The organism is Methanocorpusculum petauri, assembly GCF_026891975.1.
Lineage (GTDB): Archaea > Halobacteriota > Methanomicrobia > Methanomicrobiales > Methanocorpusculaceae > Methanocorpusculum > Methanocorpusculum petauri.
The window spans coordinates 30,084-53,905 of record NZ_JAPTGB010000006.1; the positions used below are offsets into that span (position 1 = coordinate 30,084).

At 52.3% G+C, this 23,822-nt stretch carries 25 protein-coding genes and 1 tRNA gene; 15 read left to right on the plus strand and 11 right to left on the minus strand.

Features of this window, described 5'->3' with window-relative positions; all coding sequences use genetic code 11:
* Window positions 1–6: 6 nt before the first annotated feature.
* On the plus strand, window positions 7–390 hold the full coding sequence (locus O0S10_RS03695) for an HIT family protein (protein ID WP_277612738.1): 384 nt from the start codon (window positions 7–9) through the stop codon (window positions 388–390).
* Here the strand turns inward: O0S10_RS03695 and fen are convergent.
* A complete protein-coding gene (gene fen, locus O0S10_RS03700; protein WP_268924551.1) occupies window positions 387–1,388 on the minus strand; it encodes a flap endonuclease-1 in 1,002 nt (333 codons plus the stop codon). The two genes, O0S10_RS03695 and fen, sit on opposite strands and share 4 nt — an antisense overlap.
* An 8-nt stretch (window positions 1,389–1,396) precedes the next feature.
* Window positions 1,397–1,726: a hypothetical protein gene (locus O0S10_RS03705; RefSeq protein ID WP_268924552.1), complete on the minus strand. Its 330-nt coding sequence runs from the start codon at window positions 1,724–1,726 to the stop codon at window positions 1,397–1,399.
* A 42-nt stretch (window positions 1,727–1,768) separates the two neighbouring features.
* Between O0S10_RS03705 and O0S10_RS03710 the strand changes: the two genes are divergently transcribed.
* A complete protein-coding gene (locus tag O0S10_RS03710; RefSeq protein WP_268924553.1) occupies window positions 1,769–2,689 on the plus strand; it encodes a presenilin family intramembrane aspartyl protease PSH in 921 nt (306 codons plus the stop codon).
* A 61-nt stretch (window positions 2,690–2,750) separates the two neighbouring features.
* Window positions 2,751–2,822: transfer RNA gene (locus O0S10_RS03715), tRNA-Gly, on the plus strand.
* A 134-nt stretch (window positions 2,823–2,956) separates the two neighbouring features.
* On the opposite strand, the gene O0S10_RS03720 is transcribed toward O0S10_RS03715, so the two are convergent.
* The 5 genes from O0S10_RS03720 to O0S10_RS03740 all read right to left on the minus strand — a co-directional run bounded on the left by O0S10_RS03720 (window position 2,957) and on the right by O0S10_RS03740 (window position 7,564).
* Window positions 2,957–4,150 (minus strand): NAD(P)/FAD-dependent oxidoreductase, encoded by a 1,194-nt coding sequence (locus tag O0S10_RS03720; protein ID WP_268924554.1) that lies wholly within the window; start codon window positions 4,148–4,150, stop codon window positions 2,957–2,959.
* A 19-nt stretch (window positions 4,151–4,169) separates the two neighbouring features.
* The gene (locus O0S10_RS03725; protein ID WP_268924555.1) at window positions 4,170–5,363 is read right to left on the minus strand and encodes an NAD(P)/FAD-dependent oxidoreductase; all 1,194 of its coding nucleotides are present in this window, start codon (window positions 5,361–5,363) and stop codon (window positions 4,170–4,172) included.
* Window positions 5,360–5,539 carry a 4Fe-4S binding protein gene (locus O0S10_RS03730; protein ID WP_268924557.1) on the minus strand — a complete coding sequence of 60 codons (180 nt, stop codon included), beginning with the start codon at window positions 5,537–5,539 and terminating at the stop codon, window positions 5,360–5,362. The genes O0S10_RS03725 and O0S10_RS03730 overlap by 4 nt, the downstream gene beginning before the upstream one ends.
* 196 nt (window positions 5,540–5,735) lie before the next feature.
* The gene (locus tag O0S10_RS03735) at window positions 5,736–6,929 is read right to left on the minus strand and encodes an inorganic phosphate transporter (RefSeq protein WP_268924558.1); all 1,194 of its coding nucleotides are present in this window, start codon (window positions 6,927–6,929) and stop codon (window positions 5,736–5,738) included.
* A 5-nt stretch (window positions 6,930–6,934) separates the two neighbouring features.
* Window positions 6,935–7,564 carry a DUF47 domain-containing protein gene (locus O0S10_RS03740; RefSeq protein WP_268924559.1) on the minus strand — a complete coding sequence of 210 codons (630 nt, stop codon included), beginning with the start codon at window positions 7,562–7,564 and terminating at the stop codon, window positions 6,935–6,937.
* 168 nt (window positions 7,565–7,732) lie between these two features.
* On the opposite strand from O0S10_RS03740, the gene O0S10_RS03745 reads away from it, so the two are divergent.
* The 7 genes from O0S10_RS03745 (at window position 7,733) to O0S10_RS03775 (ending at window position 13,900) form a co-directional block, all read left to right on the plus strand.
* Entirely contained in the window at window positions 7,733–8,299 is a 567-nt protein-coding gene (locus tag O0S10_RS03745; protein ID WP_268924560.1) for a DNA-3-methyladenine glycosylase family protein, read from the plus strand.
* A 171-nt stretch (window positions 8,300–8,470) separates the two neighbouring features.
* Window positions 8,471–8,926 (plus strand): pyridoxamine 5'-phosphate oxidase family protein, encoded by a 456-nt coding sequence (locus tag O0S10_RS03750; RefSeq protein WP_268924561.1) that lies wholly within the window; start codon window positions 8,471–8,473, stop codon window positions 8,924–8,926.
* Between the two features lies 1 nt (window position 8,927).
* Window positions 8,928–9,971, plus strand: coding sequence for an FAD-dependent monooxygenase (locus O0S10_RS03755; protein WP_268924562.1), 1,044 nt, complete (start codon window positions 8,928–8,930; stop codon window positions 9,969–9,971).
* A gap of 25 nt (window positions 9,972–9,996) precedes the next feature.
* Window positions 9,997–10,485 (plus strand): GNAT family N-acetyltransferase, encoded by a 489-nt coding sequence (locus O0S10_RS03760; RefSeq protein WP_268924563.1) that lies wholly within the window; start codon window positions 9,997–9,999, stop codon window positions 10,483–10,485.
* A gap of 69 nt (window positions 10,486–10,554) precedes the next feature.
* Window positions 10,555–11,766, plus strand: coding sequence for a bifunctional 5,6,7,8-tetrahydromethanopterin hydro-lyase/3-hexulose-6-phosphate synthase (locus O0S10_RS03765; RefSeq protein WP_268924564.1), 1,212 nt, complete (start codon window positions 10,555–10,557; stop codon window positions 11,764–11,766).
* 179 nt (window positions 11,767–11,945) lie between these two features.
* Window positions 11,946–13,409, plus strand: a complete 1,464-nt coding sequence (metX, locus tag O0S10_RS03770) for a homoserine O-acetyltransferase MetX (RefSeq protein ID WP_268924565.1) — start codon at window positions 11,946–11,948, stop codon at window positions 13,407–13,409.
* A 2-nt stretch (window positions 13,410–13,411) separates the two neighbouring features.
* Entirely contained in the window at window positions 13,412–13,900 is a 489-nt protein-coding gene (locus tag O0S10_RS03775) for a threonyl-tRNA synthetase editing domain-containing protein (RefSeq protein WP_268924566.1), read from the plus strand.
* Window positions 13,901–13,906: 6 nt separating this feature from the next.
* Here O0S10_RS03775 and O0S10_RS03780 read toward each other — a convergent pair whose 3' ends face one another.
* Genes O0S10_RS03780 through O0S10_RS03790 form a run of 3 tightly spaced genes read right to left on the minus strand, consistent with a single transcriptional unit; the run spans window position 13,907 to window position 18,950 of the window.
* Entirely contained in the window at window positions 13,907–17,050 is a 3,144-nt protein-coding gene (locus O0S10_RS03780; RefSeq protein WP_268924567.1) for an AAA family ATPase, read from the minus strand.
* Window positions 17,047–18,201: an exonuclease SbcCD subunit D gene (locus O0S10_RS03785; protein ID WP_268924568.1), complete on the minus strand. Its 1,155-nt coding sequence runs from the start codon at window positions 18,199–18,201 to the stop codon at window positions 17,047–17,049. The genes O0S10_RS03780 and O0S10_RS03785 overlap by 4 nt, the downstream gene beginning before the upstream one ends.
* Window positions 18,202–18,212: 11 nt before the next feature.
* Window positions 18,213–18,950, minus strand: a complete 738-nt coding sequence (locus O0S10_RS03790; protein WP_268924569.1) for a DUF4013 domain-containing protein — start codon at window positions 18,948–18,950, stop codon at window positions 18,213–18,215.
* A 351-nt stretch (window positions 18,951–19,301) separates the two neighbouring features.
* On the opposite strand from O0S10_RS03790, the gene O0S10_RS10505 reads away from it, so the two are divergent.
* Together O0S10_RS10505 and O0S10_RS03795 are read left to right on the plus strand one after the other, a co-directional pair.
* Window positions 19,302–19,430 carry a symporter small accessory protein gene (locus O0S10_RS10505; protein WP_338148554.1) on the plus strand — a complete coding sequence of 43 codons (129 nt, stop codon included), beginning with the start codon at window positions 19,302–19,304 and terminating at the stop codon, window positions 19,428–19,430.
* Entirely contained in the window at window positions 19,414–20,988 is a 1,575-nt protein-coding gene (locus O0S10_RS03795) for a sodium:solute symporter family protein (protein WP_268924570.1), read from the plus strand. The genes O0S10_RS10505 and O0S10_RS03795 overlap by 17 nt, the downstream gene beginning before the upstream one ends.
* Before the next feature lie 154 nt (window positions 20,989–21,142).
* Here O0S10_RS03795 and O0S10_RS03800 read toward each other — a convergent pair whose 3' ends face one another.
* Window positions 21,143–21,391 carry a pro-sigmaK processing inhibitor BofA family protein gene (locus tag O0S10_RS03800; RefSeq protein ID WP_268924571.1) on the minus strand — a complete coding sequence of 83 codons (249 nt, stop codon included), beginning with the start codon at window positions 21,389–21,391 and terminating at the stop codon, window positions 21,143–21,145.
* 274 nt (window positions 21,392–21,665) lie between these two features.
* Here O0S10_RS03800 and O0S10_RS03805 point away from each other — a divergent pair, with 274 nt between their 5' ends.
* The 3 genes from O0S10_RS03805 to O0S10_RS03815 all read left to right on the plus strand — a co-directional run bounded on the left by O0S10_RS03805 (window position 21,666) and on the right by O0S10_RS03815 (window position 23,364).
* Window positions 21,666–22,106: a type IV pilin domain-containing protein gene (locus O0S10_RS03805; protein ID WP_268924572.1), complete on the plus strand. Its 441-nt coding sequence runs from the start codon at window positions 21,666–21,668 to the stop codon at window positions 22,104–22,106.
* Window positions 22,107–22,215: 109 nt separating this feature from the next.
* On the plus strand, window positions 22,216–22,698 hold the full coding sequence (locus O0S10_RS03810; RefSeq protein WP_268924573.1) for a type IV pilin N-terminal domain-containing protein: 483 nt from the start codon (window positions 22,216–22,218) through the stop codon (window positions 22,696–22,698).
* 285 nt (window positions 22,699–22,983) lie between these two features.
* Window positions 22,984–23,364, plus strand: coding sequence for a GxxExxY protein (locus tag O0S10_RS03815; protein WP_268924574.1), 381 nt, complete (start codon window positions 22,984–22,986; stop codon window positions 23,362–23,364).
* Window positions 23,365–23,822: the final 458 nt, after the last annotated feature.

Sequence of the window (23,822 nt, forward strand, 5' to 3'; positions counted from 1 at the left end):
TTTTTTATGATAAACTGTCCATTCTGCAATCCGGATGAGATTCTTCTGGAAAATGATCTGGCGTTCGCCAAATATGATCTCTATCCAGTCTCACCCGGCCATCTGCTGATAATTCCCAAGAGGCATGCGGCATCCTGGTTTGATCTCACACCTGCCGAGCAGACCGCGGTTCTCGCGCTTGTTGCCCAGGCAAAAGATCTGCTGGATGAAACATATGCACCCGACGGCTACAATCTCGGTGTGAACTGCGGGGAGGCCGCAGGCCAGACAGTGATGCATGTTCATCTGCATGTAATTCCGCGCTATTCCGGGGATGTGTCAAATCCCCATGGCGGAATTCGTGCGGTAATTGCGGCAAAACAGGATTATACAAACAGGATCAGGCGTTAGAACCAGGAGTCGAGGGTCGCCTGGCCCTTTTTTGCGCCGAGACGTTCAAGTCCCGCGGACACCCGCTCCTCCGAGAAGCCGTGCTGTTCGCAGAGAATTTCAAAAACTTTCTCCTGCACCGGTGCTTTTTTTGCAATGGTGTAGTTTTTTTCCACCGGAGGATCAAGGAAGTAGCGGATAAGTTCCTCCGGATCTGCGGCGTTTTCGGATTCGGTGATACGTTCGGAAAATTTTCCGTCACGGACGATCTTTACTGCGGTTTTCGGGCCGACACCCTTTACGCCGCTGTTATAATCAGTACCAATGAGAAGGGCGGCCGCGATCAGTTCAACCTGCGTCATTCCCAGACCGTTCAGAACTTCCTCAAGAATCAGCCGTTCGGGATAAACCGGCACATATTTCCCATGCAGACGGCGTTTACCGGATACGGTGAGATTGCGGAGAAGCTTCGGTGTTCCAAACAGAAGAGAGTCATAATCCTGCGACACCGCATAGGCGACGTCCCCTGCAGCTGCCATATATGCGGATTGGGCTTCTCCTTCTTCGGGAGCCTGAATCCAGGGAATGCCCAGAGCAGTCAGAAGTTCTTTGGAGGAGTCCGTGATAAAAGCATCAACCTTTGAGGAAGCCATTGCATACTTGCGTGCAGTTTCCTCGTCCCCTTCTTTTACGGCACGTTCCCAGGAATCTTTTGCGTTCGCGCGAATGATGCGCCGCTCGGCAAGGGTTGCTTCCTTAAATGCAGGGGGTTTCCCGTCAAACACGTACACGGGCGTGATGTTTTTTTCCACAAGATTTGCGGTGCGGAACAGAAGACCACTCAGGTGGGACGTAATGCGGCCTTCATCATCCATCAACGGGGTTCCGTCCGGCTGACGGATCCCGCTTAAAAACTGGTACAGGGCATTGTATGCATCGATTGCCGCAGTGCCGCCGAGTTGATCCCACGCAAGGGACTCCTTATAATCCGCAATGAGCGGCCGCAGTGCAACACCCATGTGGTTACCTACCGGTACATTCTGCTTTTGATGCTCTCAACTGCCTCAACAACCTTCTGTGAGGTTGCATCCTGCCTCTGAATCATCTGACGACCGAGGTCTTCGAGATTGCTGCGCATGACCCGCTCACGTGCCGCGCTCTGCTCTTCAAGACGGCGGAGACGGAAAAGAATCGAGAGCAGCAGCAGGCCCACGGAAATAATCAGCAGTTCAACCCCAATTGCGACAATAGCGTCCTGCCAGAGCCGGATAATGATAGCAAGACCGGATACTGCCATGACAATTACCAGCAGAACTTCCAGCATGATTCCCGGAAGGCTTTCACGACGAACATTCATATTTTAACTAAGGAGACCGCTAAAATATTAAGTTACCTATACATGAGTGAATTTTCTATCCGTTCTCTTGTGCCGTACTCCGGCATGCTCCTCCTGATGCTGGCGACAGGAATATTGTCGCTTCTGCTGATCTACCCGGTTACGCAGGCAGGACTCGGTGCATTTGAGGATCCGGATTCGATCGCAAATCCGTTTGTGTTCCTGTTTATTATGCTCGTGTTTACTGCGCTTCTTTTACTTTTGATTAAGTGGAAAGCGCAAACGGTTATCAGTGTAATTATCGGTATCTGTCTGGCACTGGTGATCTACTATGTCATCTCTTCGCTGATATTTTCCTATGTCCCGATACTTCCGGCCTCAGTTATCGGGATTGCTGCGGCGGTGATTGTGATTCTGCTGCTCTGGTACCGGCCGGAATGGTATGTTATCAATGTTTCAGGGATTCTTATCTCTGCAGGTTGTGCGACAATCTTCGGTATTTCACTTTCGATTGTTCCGGTGTTGATTCTTTTAATTCTGCTGATTGTGTATGATGCAGTTTCGGTGCACCGGACAAAGCATATGCTGACGCTTGCAGATGGTGTTCTCCGCCAGAAAATGCCGATTATGCTGATTGTTCCCAAAACCCTCAATTACTCCTACCGGAACTCCGGGTTTTCCCTGCAGGACAAAAAAGAGGAACGCGGTGCCTACATGATTGGAATGGGAGATATGATCATGCCCGCAATTCTTGTGGTTTCCGCCCAGGTGTATGCAGGAGGCGAGGGTATCTTCTCGGTGGCAGGTGTTGCACTTCCCGCGCTTGGTGCTATGATCGGCGGGATTATTGGTTTGTGTTCGCTGATGATTCCCTTAAATTCCGGAAAACCGCAGCCGGGCCTCCCGTATATTAATGCAGGGGCCATCATCGGATTTCTGATCTGCTGTGCAGTGACCGGTTCCTGGACCTGGGTCGGATTCTGACAGGGCAAATTGGAATCGTAATGTATATATGCGAATTCTGCCAATGTTGTAAGGCACACACGCATCGATAGTGTAGTGGTTATCACTAGGCGTTGCCAACGCCTAAACTCGGGTTCGAGTCCCGGTCGATGCACTTCTTTTCTGATTTCTGTGATGGCTGCATTGATACTGTGCTTATCTGGAGTGTCTGATCCATTCGCAGTATTACAGTTGTGTTCGCTCTGGAAAATATGGAAAAAAAGAGTTTGAAAAATAGTTCTGAAAAGCTCATCCCCGATGCAGGAAGAGCATCGGGAATTTGACTACAAGCCACGGATTACTCTTCATCATCGCCGTGAGGACGGACGGAATCGTCACCTCGTCCAGATGCAGATCCGGAACAGTCGCAATTACGGCGTTCAGCAGACAATCATCCATCCGGAAGAACACATCTTTGATCAGATACGAGCGGGACAGGAACTTCCCCATACGGCTCTGGCGCCAGGTTCGTTCATAGACCGTCAGTGCCTGTCTGGAACAGTCTCCCGAAGCAACTGCATTCGCTGCTGTTTCACCGGCAAGACGCCCTGAATACAGTGCCTGATAGATTCCTCCTCCCGTAAAAGGATCAGAGAGCCGGGCGGCATCTCCGCAGATGATCAGATTGTCTGCAATAGTGGATTCAAGCGGTTTACAGGTGGAAACACCTCCTGCAATCAGTTCCGTGATTTTTCCGTCCGGAAAGTTCTTTTCCATAAACCGATCCAGATAATCCTTCGCCCGGTGACCATCACCGGACTTCGTTCCCGGGATGCCGATACCGATGTTTGCACAGCGCGGGCCTTTGGCAAATATCCAGATGTATCCGTGCGGGCAGTCTTCATTGCTCCAGTAAAAGACATTCGTCTCAGGTTCAATATCAATGTCGGTAACCAGATACTGCACACAGGAGTCAAGATCGGCGAGCGGGACGGTTGTATTGATCCCGGCAAGCTTTGCAAACTTCGACTCCACACCGTCGGCTGCAATCATCACGTTTCCACGAATTGTACGGGAAACCCCGTGCTGATGGATTATCACTCCCGCAAGCCGACCCTCTTCCTGGAAAGGAACAGCCCTTGCATGGACCAGAATATCCGCCCCTGATGCGGCTGCTTTCATTGCCAGATCGCGATCAAAGATTTTCCGATCCAGCGTGTAGCCGAGCACCTCATCACCGGTCTTTCCGGAAATTGTAAAAGTACTTTTGTCCGGTGCAATGAACCGGGCTTTTTTGATAACGGTAGAAACCCATTTCGGATCCGGATCCATGAACTCGGCAAGGTCTGCGGTTACAATGCCCTCGGCACACCGTACCGGAGCACCGATCGCAGGCCGCTTTTCAACCAGCAGAACCGAAGCACCGCGAGCGGCGGCGGCATGTGCTGCCATGGAACCTGCGGGTCCGGCGCCCACTACAATAACATCATACGCTTCTTTCATCGTACCCGAAAAAAAGAAATTAGAGTGCTTTGAGGAGATGCGGTAGTTCAAGAGCCAGCCAGGGATTTGCCTTGAAGATTGCAAGCACCAGTTTCCTCACACTCAGATCATCAATCTTGAGGTCTGACATGGAGTGAACAATTGAATTTAGCTTCTTGTCATCCATCTTGATGAACGACTCTTTTACCGCATAGTTGCGGGAAAGCGTCGTGCCGACCGGGCCGTTGCGCCAGGTCTTGTCATAGACCATCAGGGCTTTCTTTGACGTGTCACCGCTCTTAATCGCGGTTGCCGCAGTTTTACCGGCGAGATCGCCGGTGTACATCGCATTGTAGATGCCGCCGCCGGTGATCGGGTCGGAAATCCGTGCGGCATCCCCCACAATCAGCAGGTTGTCTGCAATGGTACATTCAAGCGGTTTGCAGACGGAAACCCCGCCCACCATAATCTCGGTGATCTTTGCGTTGGGGAATTCTTTTGCCATAAACCGGTCAAGGTAATCCTTTGCACGGTGACCTTCACCGGACTTTGTTCCGGCAATACCGATACCGATGTTTGCGCAGCGCGGACCTTTCGGGAAGATCCAGATGTATCCCCACGGACATGCCTCGTTGGAAACATAAAACACGTTTGCTTTCGGGTCAATATCGATGTCGTTGACAAGATACTGGGCACAGGTTTCAAGCTCCCAGAGCGGAACGGTTGTATCAATTCCGGCCCACTTTGCAAACTTCGATTCCACACCGTCAGCTGCGATTACGACTTTTGCACGGACTTCGTAGGTTTTTCCATGCTGGTGAATGACGGCACCCTGGAGTTTGCCGTCGATCATGATTGGTGCGGATGCACGTGCATGCACCTGAATCTCCGCACCTGCTTCTGCGGCACGCCAGACAAGTTCACGATCAAACATCTTGCGGTCCAGAACGTATCCCACTTTTCCTCCGGCGGCCTCACCGTCAATGGTGAACCGGGTACCGTCCGGGCCGACAAGCACTGCACGTTCAATGTCGGTTGAGATCCATTTTGGATCTGCTTCGATAAACTCGGCAAGCGCACCTTTTCCAATGCCTTCCGCACAGCGGACCGGGGCACCGATTGCAGGCCGTTTTTCGACCAGCAGAACCGAAAGACCGGCTTCAGCTGCTGCCTTTGCCGCAAGAGCTCCTCCCGGACCCCCTCCGACAACCAGAACGTCATAAGACTCCTTCATTTCTCCACCCATTCAATAGCCCCGAGAGGACAGACGATCGAGCAGATTTTACATTTGTCCTTGCAGGTCTCTGTATCAACAGTAAGATACGCGTCGATTAACTCAAGCGAACCCTGCGGGCAGACGGACACACATGCCCCGCAGTAGCCGCAAACGTCTCTACGAATATTGATCATTGCAGTACTCATTGGGGGGCGCAACGCATAAACTCTCTGGATGAGAGAAAGATAAGCAGTATGGATGACGAAACACCAAAGCCCGGACTGATGTATATTGTGCTGATGATTGTTGCCATCGGCTGTGTCGTCTATGGCATATCACTGATGTTTTAACGAAACACAGCGGATTTTTCCCTCAGGAAAAGGATTCGGGTTAAAACCCGAACACCAAACGTGCAACAAGGTAGCAGATACCGGAGACCGCGGCAGCAGCGGGAATCGTCAGGATCCAGGCGGTAACCATCTGACGGACTGCGCCCCATCGCACAGCACCGGTTCCCCGCGTCACACCGGTTCCCATGATGGTTCCCGTTGCAACGTGGGTTGTTGAGACCGGGACACCGAACATGGTCATAAATGAGAGTACCATTCCGCCGGACATTGACGCGGAAAATCCCTGATAGGGGCGGATACGGGTAATACCCGAACCCATCTTTTTGATAACCTTCCAGCCGCCGGACAGGAGACCCAGGGCAATTGCAAGAGCCGATAGTAGAATTACCCACATTGGAAGCTCTGCATCAGCAGTTACAAATCCCGCGGCTATCAGAATTGCAATGATGATACCCATTGCGTTCTGGGCATCATTTCCGCCGAGACTCATTGCCTGAAAACCCGAACCCACAATCTGTGCACGCTGGAACCATTTGTTCATTTTCGTCGGGTGTTTGGCGCTTGCCATGACTTTGGTCAGGATGGTGGTGAAGATGTAGGAGACGATCAGACCAAGCATCGGCGAGACGCAGATAAAGAGTACGATGGCAAGCAGCCCATTAATGACGAACAGATCCAGAATCATCAGGAGGGGAATCGTTATAATCGCCCCTGCTGCTGCTCCGAGGATTGCATAAAACTTCAGGGAATCCTTGAAAATTACTGCAAAAACTGTCATGACAACTGCACCAAGGACTGCACCACAGGCAAGGTAGGCTATGGTCCATCCAAAAAGGTCCGGTGACGGCCAGAACACGGCAGAGATTCCGCCCGCGGCAAGACCTGCACCCATCAGGCCGCCGACAAGTGCGTGGGATGAGGATACCGGAATGCCGTAGTGCGAACAGGCGTTCACCCACAGTACTGCGCCGATTAGTCCGATGAAAAGAAGTACCGGCGTGAAGATGCCGGGATCAACGATACCTTTTCCAATGGTTTTTGCGACTGCGGTTGAGTAGACAAAGGGGCCTGCGAGGCAGCAGACAGATGCGATGAGAATTGCGGTACGGGGGGCAAGTGCTCTTGTTGCAATGACGGTTGCCACCGTGTTGGATGCGTCGTTTCTTCCGTTGGAAAAGTTGAACGCAAGCGCGATCACAATGCCTGCGATGATAATAATCGTGTTTGCGTCCATTGAACTCACGTGTGGCGGATCAGAATTGCGGCAAACACGTCGGCCACATCTTCACATTTGTCGGTCGCGATTTCAAAGTGCTCGTATATATCCTTGAACTTGATGATCTCGACAGGGTCTTTTGTTTTGAACAGACTGCGCAGGGCATTCGAAAGGATGTCGTCTCCCTGATTTTCCAGGCGGTTAATCTCAATGCAGCATCCTTTGATCGTTTCGGGGTCGTTCAGTGTGCGAAGACCGGCAACACCGGTACGGATCTCTTCTGCCGCCTGACGGATTACTGAGGCGAATTCAACCATGAAGGAGTCAGGTTTTTCGATTTCGTAGATAAGGAGCATGTTGGTGCCCGAGTCGATGTAGTCGATCACATCGTCTAAGGCGGTAACCAGCCGGGAGATCTCTTCGGGTTCAATGGGCGTGATGAACGTCCGGTTCAGTTCGTCATAGGCCCGGTGCGCCATTGCGTCGCCGCGGTGTTCAAGATCCTTCATTTGCCGGTATTTTTCCTGAATATTGGTATAGTCGGCAAAGATATTCACTAATAAATCCGCTGCTTCACAGACGATCTCAGCCTGTTCCTCGAAGAGCTCAAAAAAGAATTTATCCTGTGGGACCACCCAGCTTTTCAACCCCATCCTGTCGTAACCTCTCTACATGATACATAGTAAGGTATGTTACATGAATCTTTGCCTTTGCAGGGAGTATTTTCCGGAGCCGAATACTACTTATTCCACCTGCGATCTATATCTGACAGAACACAAGCCATGCAGTATTTCCCTTACGGTACAATTGAAACCGAGACTTTGAAAGCAGCAGATCCAACTCTTGGAGCTGCAATTGACCGGCTCGGACATCCCAACCGGCCTTTGATGCCGGATCTTTTTGCAGCCCTCGTCAACTGTGTGATCGCCCAGCAGATCTCAACCAAAGCAGCCGAGACGGTGCAGGGCCGGGTGGTTGACCGGTGCGGCGGGAGCGTAACCCCTGAGCAGATCGTCCGGTTTTCCGAAGAGGAGATTCAGTCACTTGGCATGTCACGGAGAAAAGCAGGATATATCCGGGGCATTGCTCTTGCGTTTGTTTCCGGACAGATTGACGCTGAAAAACTGCGGGATGCGGAGGAGGATCGGATCATCAGGGAACTTACTGCGCTTCCGGGGATCGGTATCTGGACTGCCGAGATGCTGATGCTTCATTCCCTGCAGCGTCCGGATATCTGCAGCTGGAATGATCTTGGTATCCGGCGGGGAATGATGCGGCTGTATGGAATGGAGACGATCTCAAAGGATGAGTTCGAGGGTCTGCGCCGCCGTTACTCTCCCTACGGAAGTGTTGCTTCAATCTATCTCTGGGCACTCGCACATCTATAGCTGTGCTCAACTCCCCCGTGCAGGGGTCGCACTCGCACATCTATAGCTGTGCTCAACTCCCCCGTGCAGGGGTCGCACAGAGTAGTGGCAGATTTCCCAAAACAACTATATTTTTTGGTCCTTTCATCCATTATTAATACTTCATCATCCTACCACTTACCCATGAGACCTATGAGGCGGAAAGCGTCCCAACTCTCGGACGGAGATGCGCGGGACATTCTGCAAAATGGTATCTGGGGAACGCTTGCAACGGCAGACAGCGACGGACAGCCCTATTCGGTCCCCATGAACTATGCGCTGCTTGGAAACACTCTGTATCTTCACTCCGCAATGGAGGGACACAAAATCGACAACCTGCGCGAAAACCCGCTTGTATCTTTTTCAGTTGTCGCAACGGCTGAAGTTCTCCCCGAACGGTTTGACATGGCATACCGCTCTGCGGTGCTGTTTGGAACTGCCAGGATTGTAAACGAGGAAAAGGAAAAACAAACTGCCCTTGAAGCCCTGATGGAAAAATATTCCCCGGCATTCCACGACAAGGCGATGGAATACATCAGCCGCAACACAGGCAGGACAACTGTTATTGCAGTTGAAATCAGTTGTCTTACCGCAAAGACAGGACAGTAAAATGTATGATGTGGTCATTTCGGGAGCCGGACCGGCAGGCTGCATCACCGCAAAACTCCTTGCAGATTCAGGATACTCGGTTCTGATCGCAGATAAAACGGCAATGCCCAGAACGAAATCCTGTTCCGGCATCCTGATCCAAAAATCCGTCGGTATTCTTGAACACACCTTCGGAAAGATTCCGCATGCCGTGTATGCCGAACCGCATCTGAACAAAGGCATGATCCTCAACACCGATACCGGCATGAAAGTCCCGATTGAGGGACTTTGTCTCAGTATCTGGCGCAGTCTCCTTGACTACTGGATGATAATGGAAGTGGTCGATGCCGGTGCGGTGTTTCTTGAAGAAACACCTGTCACAGGATTTACTGAGAAAAAAGATCACGTTGTGGTCCGGCTTGGCGGGAAATCAGCTTCCGGAATATCGGCAAGAGTTCTTGCCGGATGTGACGGACCTGCCGGAACTATCCGGAGGAAACTCCGGAAGAAACCAGGGGACTGCATCACTACCTACCAGATTTATTTCAAAGGGGAAGTTGATCTCGATCCCGCGTACTTCCATACATTTCTTCAGCCTGAACTTTCCGATTATGATGCATGGTGTACAGTCAAAGATGATTACATCATCACCGGCGTCGGTGTTTATCATGCTTCGGATGCAGACAGATATCAGAAAAAATTTCTTGCGTACCTTGCGGAAAATCACCATGCACGATTCTCCGCACCTGAGTTTGAAGAGCGGTGGCTGCTCCCCCACATAACACCGGAAAACCCGGTGGACAAAGGAGAAGGAAGAATTTTTCTTGCGGGGGATGCGGCAAATCTTCTCAATCCATTGGGTGAGGGAATCTCCGGTGCTCTGGTAAGCGGCAGTGCATTTGCTGATGCGTTCAGGTGTGCCGCGGGTCCGACGGAAAATCCCGACCTCGTCCGGCTTCGTGCCGGTTATGAAACCAATCTCTCCCATACCATTGAACACATGCACCGGCAGTGGAGGTTCCTTGCCGAAATATCACCAAAGTTTGCCCATCTGAGAGATATCTAAAAAAATTTCAGGACAAATACTCTGTATGGATTCGTTGCATCTGCGATTTGCAGTTCCACATGATGTTCCCCGGATACTGGGATTCATCCATGAACTTGCTGAGTATGAACATATGGAGAGTGAGGTTGTGGCAACTGAGGAGCTTCTTCATGAATGGCTGTTCGTCAAACAGAGGGCAGAGGTTCTGATAGGCGAGAGTGAGGGAACGGCAGTCGGGTTTGCACTGTTTTTCCATAACTTTTCCACATTTCTCGGGCGTGCGGGAATATATCTGGAGGATTTGTATGTGAAACCGGAGTTCCGCGGACGCGGGTTTGGGAAAGCGTTTCTTGCACGGCTTGCCGCAATTGCGATGGAGCGCGGTTGCGGCAGGCTTGAATGGTGGTGTCTGGACTGGAACCGCCCGAGCATCGATTTTTACCTTTCACTCGGTGCCGTACCGATGAGCGACTGGACGGTGTACCGTGTCTGCGGCAGTACGCTGGCAGAGCTGGCAGAAATGGATCGGCAGTAACCTGACAGGGAGGAGAAGCCACGTCGTCTTTATAGTCTTGCAAGACTAACGGTACTGCAGAGATTTTCTATGTTTTTGATTGGTGAAGCACTCGTTGGCGATGGAGCAGAACTTGCTCACATCGATCTTATGATCGGCGACAAGATGGGACCGGTCGGAACCGCTTTTGCAAACGGCCTGACCCAGCTTTCCGCCGGACACACCCCGCTGCTTGGCGTTATCCGCCCGAACCTTCTGCCAAAACCGGCAGTCCTGATCGTTCCGAAGGTTACGCTGAAGCACACGGAACAGGTAACCCAGATCTTCGGCCCTGCACAGGCCGCAGTCTCCAAGGCGGTTGCTGATGTACTGGAAGACGGCGTTTTTACCGGTATGGATGTTGATGATGTGGTAATTGTTGCAAGCGTTTTCATCTCTCCGGAGGCAGAGGATTTCAACAAGCTCTACCGCTTCAACTACGGAGCAACCCGCCTTGCACTTTCCCGTGCGCTTGACAAGTTCCCGGACACCGCGACCGTTCTCAAGGAGAAGGACCGGGCAGCCCACGGTGTTATGGGATTCAAGGTTCAGCGGCTCTGGAACCCGCCGTATCTGCAGGTTGCGATGGATCTTGTCGATATGAGACAGGTGGAGCGTGTGCTGCGTGAGGTTCCGCAGAATGATCATGTCATCTTTGAGGCGGGAACGCCGCTCATCAAACAGTTCGGGTTACACGTTATCGGCGAGATCCGCAAGATCCGCCCGAACTGCTTCATTGTTGCAGATTTAAAGACGCTGGACACCGGCAACCTTGAGGCACGCATGGTCTCCAATGCCGGCGGCGATGCAGCAGTTGTCTCCGGTCTTGCACCGGTTGAGACGATTGCAGCGTTCATCAAGGAAGCAAAGAAGTGCGGAATCTATGCAATCATCGATATGCTCAATGTTGCAGAACCGGCAAAACTGATCGAGAACCTTGCAAAGATGGGCGGTGCTGCTCTCCTCCCGCAGTATGTCGAGATGCACCGCGCAATCGACAAGGAGGCAAGCGGTGAGTACAGCTGGGGCGACATTAAGAAGATCAAGGCAGTTGCCGCAAAGTACAATGCAAAGATTCTGGTTGCAACCGCCGGCGGTATCCGCGTGCCGGTTGTCAAGAAGGCTATTGCAGCAGGTGCGGATGTTGTGGTGGTCGGTCGCGCCATCACTGCAAGCAAAGACATCAAGAACGCGGCAGAGGCCTTCCTTGCAGAGCTTGACTCCGAAGAGATCGATCAGTTCCGTGTGATGACGGATTTCTGAGCTGATTACATTTTTTTTCTTTTTTTGTTCTGCCAAAAAACGATACTTTAAGAGTTCTCCCGCCCAATAATCACAGTGTGAATTTGCAGTCGCGAATGTGATATGACGTGCAATGTTTCGGAATGAGGTTTTTTCAGAATGTGCTCAATGAATAACAGTACCTCCTGCGGGGAGAAATAATGATGAAAGGCTCTGTTGGAGACACGACGACACAATACCATCAGCTTGCCGCTCCCCTGCACCTTGAGTCCGGTGCAGTCCTGCATGACGTGACGATTGCGTACGAGCAGTATGGGACGTCCCCTTCTCCGGGAAATACGATTCTCGTCTGTCATGCTCTTTCGGGAGATGCCCATGCGGCAGGCTGGCACAAGGGTGACAAGCATCCCGGATGGTGGGACGGCATCATCGGCCCCGGAAAAGCACTTGACACTGACCGCTACTGTATCATTGCAACAAATGTTATCGGCGGGTGTAAAGGTTCCACCGGTCCGGCTTCGATAAATCCGGCGACCGGCATGCCGTACGGTACGGACTTTCCGGTGGTGACCATCCGCGACATGGTTGCAGCACAGCACCAGTTTCTGATCGAGCGCGGCATCACTGAACTTTACGCGGTTATCGGCGGATCAATGGGCGGAATGCAGGCACTGACCTGGAGCGTGGCATTCCCCGGATTTGCCCGCCGGATTGTTGCGATCGCTGCCGCGGGATATTCAACCCCGATGCATATTGCATTCGGTGCAGTGGGCCGGGCGGCAATCATGACCGATCCTGCGTGGAAAGGAGGATGCTACCCGGCGGATGAGCGTCCCGATCACGGGTTGTCACTTGCGCGGATGATAGCCCATATTACGTATCTGTCGGATCAGTCGATGCACAAAAAGTTCGGACGTAGACTACAGGAGAAGACCGAGTACGGGTACGGGTTTGAGACCGAGTTCAGTGTGGAAAGTTATCTGAAGCATCAGGGAAGCAGTTTTGTGCAGCGGTTTGATCCAAACTCGTATCTCTATATCACCAAAGCCATCGACTATTATGATCTGACGAAAAACGGATCGCTGAGTGAGGGGTTTGCCGATACTGATGCGAAGTTTCTGATCCTGTCGGTTTCCACCGACTGGCTGTATCCGCCGTATCTTTCCGAGGAGATTGTTATGGCGTTAAACAGTACCGGAAAGGATGTGCAGTACACCGAGGTGATGTCCGGATACGGCCATGACGGATTTCTTCTTGAGGATGATCAGATGAATTATCTCATCGGAAGATTTCTGACACCTCTCACCGTTGCAGATATTATGATCCGCGATCCTCCTGTCATCTGCAGCTGTGCGACGATTCGTGCAACGGCACAGGCGATGATTGAGCGCGAGATAAATCATCTGCCAATCCTGCACGCGGACGGTACCCTTGAGGGAATTGTGACGTCATGGGATATTGCAAAGGCGGTTGCGGGCGAGCATGAGATGCTCGCAGAAATTATGACGCGCGACGTTCTGTGCGCATCTCCCGGGGATACGCTGCGGGAAGCGGCACGTATTCTGGATCAGCATCATATCTCGGCGCTTCCGGTCGTTGAGGACGGAAGGGTTGTAGGTATGCTTACCAGTGAACTGCTCTCAAACATGGCGGAGAGGAACTGACGATGAAGATACTTGGCATTCATGCAGACCGCGTCTGGTATAAGGTTACGAAGAAAACGAAGATGGCAGAGCCGGAACCGGTTCCGGAAGATGAAATGACGGATTGTGTTCTCCTTTTCTGCTGTGTGGAAAAGTCCGATGAAATAAACCCGGAGATGACTGTTGCCGCAACGGTTGAGAGTATTCTTGTGCGGCTCGGACGACTGAAGGCGAGACGGGTGATGGTGTTTCCGTATGCACATCTTGCCTCTGATCTCGGATGTCCGGGAATTTCCCAGTGGGTTTTGAAGTCCATACAGACACGCCTCGTTGAGGATGGTATTGAAACGAAGCGTGCTGCGTTCGGCTGGTACAAGGAGTTTGAGATCAAAAGCAAGGGGCATCCGATGGCGGACTTTTCTCTGTCGATTTGTCCGTTTGCCGGGGGTGTCTGTGACGGGGAGTACTGCCCGAAAAAACAGGAACAGAGTGGGGAGGCCTGTCACTCTTAATATTTTTCAGACCAGGACCTTTGCAAAACTTCCGTCCGGCTTTTTGACCACGAGAATCTTCTTTTCAATCCGCTGCCGCAGGTCTTCGACATGCGAGATAATTCCGATAAGCCTGTTGCCGGTTCTCGGTACGGCAAGTGTTGCGAGGGTCTCAATCGCCTGATCCAGGGAGACTGCATCCAGTGATCCGAATCCTTCGTCGATGAAGAGTGCGTCAAGTTCAATGCCGCCGGAGCTTTCCATTATGACATCCGACAGACCGAGTGCGAGGGAAAGGGCGGCTTTAAACGATTCGCCGCCGGAGAGGGTAGAGGTTGGCCGCTGTTTCTGCGTGTAGCAGTCGATGACGTCCATTTCAAGTCCTTCTTTTTTCCGGAGATCGGTGGAGCTGCTGCGCTGCACAATGGAGAAACGGCCGTCTGTCATGGCGTGCAGACGGATGTTTGCTTTTTCCAGGATGCGGGAGAGATATGCGGACTGTACATATTCTTCAAACTTCATCCGCACCGTGGATCCTGCGGCATCTCCGTTTGCTGCTCTGGTAAGGTCGGCCAGTTCGTCATATTCTGCGGCGGCGGCCCGGTACTGTTCCAGAAGTCCGGAGATCTCAGATGTTGCGGTGGTGTTCTGTAATATCCGGTACCCGACTGCTTTTTCCTGTTCCTGAAGTCCGGCAGATTCTTTTTCGATCGCGGCAAGCATCTCCCCGAGTGCTGCAAGGTCTGCTGCAACGCGGCCTTGGGTACTTTTCCGGAGAAGTGCGATCTCTGCGGCGACAGATGACCGCGTCTCACGGTACTGTTCCAGTGTTTTTGCGGCGCGGGCAGATTCCTCGTCGGTCATAAGATCGGCGCGGAAATGCAGACGATCCAGTCCGCGTTCCGCAAGTGCCCGGGAGAAGGTTTCCTCGTCTGCGGCACACTGTGTTTTTGCATCATCGCGGATGCCTTCTGCTGCGGTACAGGCGGAGGCGGCGGCATACCGGGCAGTTTTTGCGGCCTCGGATGCGGCGGCGAGTTCTGTTTCCTGTTTCCGGTGCCGGGCAATTTCTTCTTCCATTTTCCGGACTGCATCGGCAAGTTCGGCTGAGGTGGCGTAATCGGAGGGAAGCTGCTGTTTCAGCGTTTCGGTGCGGGACTTTGCATATTCGGCGCGTCGGTGAATATCCTCGGCCTGTTCGGTGAGGAGAGCGAGTTGTTGTTCACGTGCCGGAGCGGTTTCGTCCAGTGTCCGAAGCGTTGTTTCGAGGGATTTTTTCTCGTCGGAAAGTTGGGACAGTGTTGATATTTCTGCGATGATCCGGTTGTACTGTGCAGTGGTTTCGGTAATTTCTGCATCAACCCGTTCTCCCAGCCGTTTCATCCAGTCCGAATCCCGGGGGAGTTCAAAGAGCGGGGATGCAAGGGACCGGAGGTGCTGTTCCTCCGATTTCAGTGTGGCAAGCGCGGCAGAACATGCGGCAGCGGCGGTGTTTCGTTTTTTTTCCTGTTCGGCAAGCTCCGCTTTTGCGCTGTTCAGTGCGGTCTCGGTGGGGATTTCAGCCGAGAGGCCCGCCGGATGCGGATGGTGTGTTGAGCCGCAGACCGGACAGAGGGAGCCTTCGGTGAGATGTTGTGCGAGAACGCCTGCCTGACCGTCGAAGAAGGCACGTTCCTTTCGCCGGCAGACTGCGGCGGTTTCTTCACAGGAGTTCGCTGCTTTGGTGTAGGCAATCTCTTTTGCGGCGTGGTCCTTTTCGATCTGCCGGTAGGCGGCAAGAGATTTTTGCACGGCTTCAAGAGCTGCGGTACGGGATGCAATCTGATCCTTTCGGTGGTTTGCTCCGGCAAGTTTTTCCGGAACATCGGCTATTTCGATCAGGCGGACGGTCAGTTTATCGCGGCGCACTTTCTCTTTTGCGGCATCTGCTCTGTGGTCTTCCAGGTTCTTTTCGATTCGTGCAAGTTCCGCTTCCCCCCGTTTCATCTGAGCTGCGGCGGCTTCGTACTCTGTAAACTGTGGAACGAGACTTTTGAGTTTGCCGATTTCCTCCTGTTTTTGGGGAAGGGAGAAGGTCGTCCGCTGAATTTCGGCCAGAGCTGCGGCGGCAATTCCTGCGTCTTCCTGCTTTCTGGCGAGCTGTTCTGCTGCTTTTTTGCAGGCGGCGTCTGCATCGGCAAACCGTTTCCGGGATGCTGCTGCCCGTTCTTCAAACGGCAGAACTTCCCGGATTTTTTGGGAACAGCCGAGTTTCCGGTCAAGCCGGATCATGTCCGGTTCCTGATTCTGCAGTTCGGCGTTCCGCCGGACTGCGGCGGCGAGACGATCGAGTTCTGCATTGATCAGTTTTCCTGCTTCGATCTCGGTCCGGAGGTCGGCTGCCTGTTTTTGTGCGGAGACGATACTGCTCCTGAGAGCGGATGCCTGCATCCGATCCTCGGAGATAGCGGCATTGGCAGCTTCAAGCAGGGTTTCCATCCGGAAAAATCCATCTTTTACGGAGGAGATTTCGGCGGCAAGTTCGGCGAGCTGTGTTCCGGGAGCTGCGGTAAAGCGTCCGGCACACCCGGTGCAGGAGGTTTTGATTGCGTCAACTGCGAGTTTTGCATTTTTTGTGCGTTCGGCAATTTTTTCCTGCAGAACCGAGAACCGGTCCGTCGCAAAGAGTTTGCGGAGAATGTCCGCACGGTCGCGGCTGGTGCAGAAGAGGAACTTCTGGAAGTCGTTCTGGGCGAGCATGGCAACCTGCCGGAACTGCTGGCTGTCAAGGCCGAGCAGGCAGATGATCTCTTCGCTGACATGTTTCGGACCGGAGATTTCGGTGCCTGAGGGCAGGAGAAGACTTGCGGTTGCTTTTTTTTCGATTCCGGAAACAATGTATGCGGGGGTTCTGCGGATGGTATAGGATTCGCCGCGGTGCCGGAAGGATAGTTCCACCTGCGGGATGGTTCCTGTTGCGGCGAAATCGCTTGCAAGTGTTTTTGCTTCGCGGATGCTGCCGCTTGCGACGCCGTAGAGTGCGTAGGAGATTGCGTCGAAGATGGTGGTTTTGCCTGCACCGGTGTCGCCGGTAATGAGAAAGATGCCGGAGTTTCCAAACAGGGAGAAGTCGATGATGGTTTCTTTCGCGTACGGGCCGAAGGCGGACATGAGGAGGCGTTCCGGTTTCATTTTCCGGCCTCCATTTCCTGCAGGATGTCAAGGATCGTTCGTTCCTGAAATGTGCTCATTGCTCTTCCGGTGGTTTCTGCAAAGAATCCGGCGAAGAGGTCGCGGTCGGATTTTCTCAGGTCTTCCATCCGGGCACCAGCTGCGGCAGCAGCGGGCAGGGCGTCGTTAATCATTTCAAGGGTGATGATGTTGGGGTATACAGCCCGCAGACGCGCCATGACGTCTGCGGGCGGGAGGGGGTCTGTCAACTGCACGGCGAAGTAGTCGTCGCGGGGAGCGGGGACGGCATCTTCTGAGGTGAGGTCGTCGAGGGTTCCGCAGATGATCCGCAGGTCATGCAGCGGGTGTAAGGGAATCTGCCTGATGGTTACGTTTCCTTTTTCAAATAATTCAACGAGGGTTACGGATTTTGCGGAGCCGCATTCGGAGGGGGAGTACTTGAGGGGGGAACCTGCATATCTGATGGTCGGCAGGCCGACCTTCTGCGGTTTGTGGAGATGACCGAGCGCGACGTACTCAAATTCGGTGAAGTGGCCTGCGTCCACCTGTTCAATACCGCCGACGATGATGCGTTCCGATTCGGAGGAGGAGGGAGTGGTGCCGAGTCCTGTAACGAACTGGTGGGCGACTGCGATGTAGCGTTCGTCCGGGTTGAGGGGAATTTTGGTAAGGACGGCGGCAACGGCGTCGTCGAAGGTGGTGATCTGTTCAGCGTCAAAGCGTCCGGAGCTGCGGACTGAGGCGGGGTCCAGATACGGCAGAAGACAGATGTGCAGCGGGCCGTAGGAGTCGTGTACGTCCACGATTCTGATGTCGCGGTCGCAGTCGTAGATGCCACTGATGTGAATGCTGCAGCCGGCCATGATGTCGCTTGCGTAGTGGATGCGTTCGGGGGAGTCGTGGTTGCCGCTTATCATGAAGACGGCAATTCCTGCGTCTTTGAGTTCGGTTAAAAACCGGTTGAGGAGGTCGATTGCGGTACGACCGGCAACAGCTGTGTCAAAGATGTCGCCTGCGATGATGAGACCGTCGGCTTTTTCCCGGACGGCGATTTCTGTTATCTGGTGAAGAATGAATTCCTGATCGGTGAGGATGCTGTATCCGCAGAGTTGTTTTCCGAGATGGAGGTCGGCGGTGTGAATCAGTTTCATGAAAAAAGGAGTCAGGGGGTGGTTCTGCTGTTGTAAACGAGCGCCATGTACCGGGCGGTGAAGACACCGAATGCGGCGGCGAGCAGGATGATAATCAGCAGCCAGATGAAGAGGAACATGGTGACCATGGAGCCGAATGCGCCGAGCAGTATCCAGAAGGCGAAGGCGATGATTTCAAGGATGATGCTGAGTGCGAGGGCACAGACGATGAGGATGATGATTGCGGCGATGTAGTCGAGCCATCCGATTGTTCTGATGGATGCGAGGATTTCACGGAAGTTGAATGCTTCACGGATTTTTCCTTCCCGTGTCATTCGGACGATGCCGAATGTTGAGATGAGAGAGATGAGGATGGACGTGATGATGGTGATGATGACTGCGGCGAGGAACAGGCCGATCAGTACGGCGGCGGTTTCGGGACCAAGTGAGTCTGGGCTGTTTGCGGGAGCGGGGGTGATGCCTGTTATGAGGAGATAGAAGACGGCGATGATGATAAGTATCGGGATTGCGTAGATGATTCCGGTGATGTTCATTTTCCAGCCTTTGATGAAGAGGTCTTTGATGCCGGATACTGCAGGGATGCCGGGGTTTGCTTCCATGATGCGGTAGAGGTAGCCGGAGAAGAGCGGTACGATGCACAGTGTTACGGCGTTTATCAGAAGATAGACGAACAGGTAAAACCAACGGTCTGGCCTGCATGTTTCTTTGACGTATGTCAGAGAGGAGGAGAGAATTGCCCCGTGATCCATATTTTTCACCAATTTTTCGTTGTTATACTCTTCGCTGTCGGACGGATTAAAGGATTCGTACGGTTCTTCCGGTTGTTGTCTGCCGGGTTGTATCCCATGACAATATGACACGTGATAGCATACCTCATTATTTTATATACTTGTGCCTATAACATTGTAATCGGATTTGGAATGAACGTAAGGCCGATACCTTCACATCACATTAATGAGGCCCGGTTCATTGTCTTTTTCTTCTTTTACTTTAACTAAGGAGATCGTCTGCGTTTTCGTATGACGGTTTTTGCAACTGTTTTTTACGAATCCGTGACGCGATAAGACACAAATCCTTCTGAAAAAGGTGGATACTACAATATGTTTGGAATTAGCGACCCGGGGGTATGGATGACGTATGTTATTTGTATCGCGGCATTGATCGGCTGTATCATCTACGGATACCTGAACTGGAATAAGGATAGTGATGACGATGGCAGTGAGTACTGAGCTGACGATTCTGATTGTTCTCTTCTATCTGGTGCTGATTCTTGGTCTGGGATATTACGGGTACCGGCGGACGAAGAAGGTTGAGGATTATATGGTTGCGGGACGGAATACGCATCCGATCGTGATTGCGTTGTCGTATGGTGCGACGTTTATCAGTACGTCGGCGATTGTGGGGTTCGGGGGGACGGCGGCGCAGTACGGGATGAGTCTGATGTGGCTTACGGTGCTGTGTATTGTGGTCGGGGTGATTATTGCGTTTCTGTTTATGGGGAAGCGTATCCGCCGGATCGGAAAGGAGCTTGGTGCTCTTACGTACCCGGAGCTTCTGGGGAAGATGTTCGGGTCGAAGTTTTTGATTTATGCGTCCGGTCTGATTTTTGTTGCGGCGATGCCGCTTTATACGGCGGCGGTTCTGATCGGGGGTGCACGGTTTATTGAGACGACGCTGGGTATTCCGTATATGACGGCTCTGCTGGGTTTTGCGGGGGTTGTTGCGCTGTATGTGATTATCGGAGGTCTGATTGCGGTGATGTATACGGATGCGGTGCAGGGTGCGATTATGCTTGTGGGTATGGGTATTCTGCTGGTTCTGACGTATGTGTATCTGGGCGGTGTTACTGCGGCGAACAGTGCTCTTGAGGCGATGACGTCGCTGGTGCCGGAGAATCTTGCGGCTATTGGTATGACGGGCTGGACGTCGATGCCGGAGTTCGGGTCTCCGGTGTGGATGACGGTGATTACGACGCTGGTTCTTGGTGTGGGGATTGGTGTTCTTGCGCAGCCGCAGCTTGCGGTGCGGTTTATGACGGCGAGGGACGGGAAGTCGCTGAACCGGGCGGTTCCGATGGGTGCGCTGTTTATTGTGATGATGACGGGGGTTGCGTTTACGGTCGGTCCGCTGACGAATGTGTATTTTATGGAGACGACGGGGCAGCTTGCGCTTGCGGCGGCGGGCGGGAATGCGGATTCGGTGATTCCGTTGTATATTAATGCGGCGATGCCAGAGCTGTTTGTGATTATTTTTATGCTGACTTTGTTGTCTGCGGCGATGTCGACGCTGTCGTCGCTTCTGCATACGATGGGTACGACGCTCGGCGGGGATATGTTTGCACGGCTGAAGGGGAAGCGGTATTCGGTGCGGGCGAATCAGATCGGTATTGTGGTGATGATGCTGGCGAGTCTTGCGATTGCGGTGGTGATGCCGGAGAGTATTATTGCCCGTGCGACGGCGATGTTTATGGGTTTGTGTACGGCGGCGCTTCTGCCTGCGTTTACGCATGGTATTATTTCGAGGACGCCGTCACTGCTTGCGGCGAAGTGGAGTATGATTGCGGGTGCGGGGGGATGGCTGGTGTGGACGGTGTTTGCCCATACGGCGGAATCGAAGGCTCTTGGTGTGTGTAATGCGCTGTTCGGGGTTGATTCACTGGTCGGGAGTCCGTGGAATTATCTGGATCCGCTGGTGACGGGTACGGTTTTGTCGGTGGTTGTGCTGCTGATGTTGATTCCGCTGGATAAGAACCGCGTGACCCGGGAGATGCAGAGGAGTTTTGTGTGAGAGACGGGATTTATGCGGGTGCGGTGCGGGTGGTTGTGTTTGGGGTAACCACGGAACATACGTACCACCCCATCACTCACTTTTGTGCCCGGGCAGTGTTCCAAAAAGATAATTTTCCGGTCTTCTGAAATGGGATGCTGAGAAAAAAAGATGTTTAGATGACGATTCCGAAGAATGCGAGGATGATGAGGAGTGCAGCGCCGAGTATTCCGCCGACGGCGCAGACGACGACCTGTGCGATGGAGAGGTCGCCGATGGGGGCGAGGTTGAAGTACGAGACGATGAAGAGGATGACGACTCCGCAGACTGCGTTGATGAGGAGTTTGAGTCCGTTCCTGAGGAAGAAGAAGAGGATTGCCGCGATTGCGATGGCGACAATGACCATCAGTATGGTTTGTATCATGCTTGGTATATGGATGGGAGAGGGAAGAGAAAAAATGTTGCGGTGGCGTGTATTCCGCCGGTCAGTGTACAGGTTTTACGGGGGCGGTATGCGCGATCGGTATTTCATGGGTATTCCCCGCCCAGGGGTATAACGGGTTTGTTTTTTTCAATTATTATCCTGTACGGGGTATTCCAAAAAATGCGGCAGTTTGCATGACGCTCAGTCAGGGATTTTGTTCGAAGTACTTCACCCATATCCTTATATTATGATGATTCCCAATACTCATTATACTATGAAGTCTGTAGCTAAGAAAGATGAGGCAGTCTCACCGGTTATCGGTACGATTCTGCTGGTGGCAATCACGGTTGTGCTGGTCGCAATCGTTGCCGCGGTTGTAATGGGTATGGTCGGTGGTGTCGGTCAATCTAAGACTGTTGGTATTACTGCACAGCCATTTTCAAATACCTCTGTAAGTGGGTTTACACTGACTATCACGGGTGGTCCAGATGCAGGGTCCTTAGTCAACATTACTGCCTATATGGAAGGAGTTACATTTGAGAACCCTGAGATTGAGAGCCCGACGGTTGGTGTACCTCAGTTTGTAAAGGTTAGTAGTACTGACCTACCCGCGACGGGTGCTCTTACCCTGACTGGCAGTTTCACTGATGGATCTAAATATGTCATCTATCAGAACCAGTTTAGTATCCCTGCCACGCCAACAACTCAGGGATAATCTCATTAATTTTTTTTATTTTTCCGTTTCGATCTGTTGTTACGGTCATTATTTTTGTTCCCGCTTCTTTCGTAACTCTTATTATCCGCTTCTTCCTTACATATCCAGAATGAGAATCCCCCGCCATTCCGACGATGCGGTATCCCCGGTCATCGCAACGATTCTTCTGGTTCTTATCACGGTGGTCTTTCTTGCCGTGGTCGGCATGGTTCTTATCAGTCTGACCGACGATGCGGGCAGTGCCAGGTCCGTCGGCCTCATCGTCAAGCCGTCCCGGGATTCGGGTACCGGTGTGATGACGCAGAACGATGGTATCCCGGTTACCGTTACCGTCACGCTCACCGGCGGTGCGGATGCCGCAGCGCTCACCAGTCTCACGGTTGCCGTCTCCGATCCGCTCGGCTCCGGCAGTTCGGGTGAGCGTGACACGAGAACCTGTGCGGGGATTGGCGTTCCGATGACGTTCACTATTGATGATCTGGACGGCTACTCAGCTGATCGTACCGGCGGCATGCGGTGTCTGGTGACCGTCACCGGCCGCTTCACGGACGGGAGCAGCTCAGTGCTGTATCAGAATATGGTGACGGTGTGAGGCGGGGGCTTTGTTCCCAACGCCTGAAGCGTCTCTTCCTGTATGATCAAAAATTATCTGAAAAATATTTTCTGAAAAATTTTTTACTTTGGTTTTTTTCTTGGGGGAACCACGTGTGGAAATGTTTTCGGGAGCCTTTCGCGGTGGTTTCGCTTGGTGTAACCACGGAAAACACGGACCACACGGAAAGAATAAGGAAGCGGGAAGCATTGTAGGAGTTTGATTGAGAGAACTCTGACAAAAATCTCACGCAAAGTCTAAGATACTGAGAGACAATATGAGCACATGGAAAAATCATTATTGTTTGAAGCTGAATCGTACGATATTCGCGGTGCGATATTTGATGTATATCGTGAAATGGGGCCGGGTCTTCTGGAGGCTGTGTATCAGGAATGTCTCGAAAATGAATTTATTCGGCGAAAAATTCCATTTGAGGCACAGCCCAGGCTCCATCTCAACTATAAAGGGATAAAACTCCGGCAGACATACAAACCGGACTTTCTCTGTTATGGTAAAATTCTTGTCGAGATAAAATCAGTCGAAGAACTTGGGAAAATACACAGATCCCAACTGCATAATTATCTGAAAATTACCGGATTCCGACTTGGATTTTTAGTGAACTTCAATCATGATCCTGGGGCCGATGTGGTACGGATCATTCTCTAAGAGCGTCACATCACAAAAACGACTACTTCCTTAGTCTTTCCGTGTTGTTCCGTAAGCGACGCGGTATTCTGTGTTTTTTTTCCGTGGAATTCCGTGGGGTCTGTGTTTTCCGTGGTTACACCAAGCAAGACCACCGAGAAAGCCTCCCGAAAACATTTCCAGACGTGTTTCCCGCTTCCTTAGGCTTTCCGTGTTGTTCCGTAAGCGCAGCGGCATTCTGTGTTTTTTTCAGTGGAATTCCGTGTATTCAGTGTTTTCCGTGGTTACTCCAAGCAAAACCACACGCAAAAAAAGCCCCCGAAAAACCACCACAGACTACCACTCATCCCGCGGCCTTGAGGGAAAAACACTATTTTACCCGGTACCGCTCCTTCTCTCTCCTCCCTCTGCAAAACACACAAAAAATCTGCAAAAATCTCTCTTCATAGTTTCAGAACCCCAATACTGTAGTTGGAGCA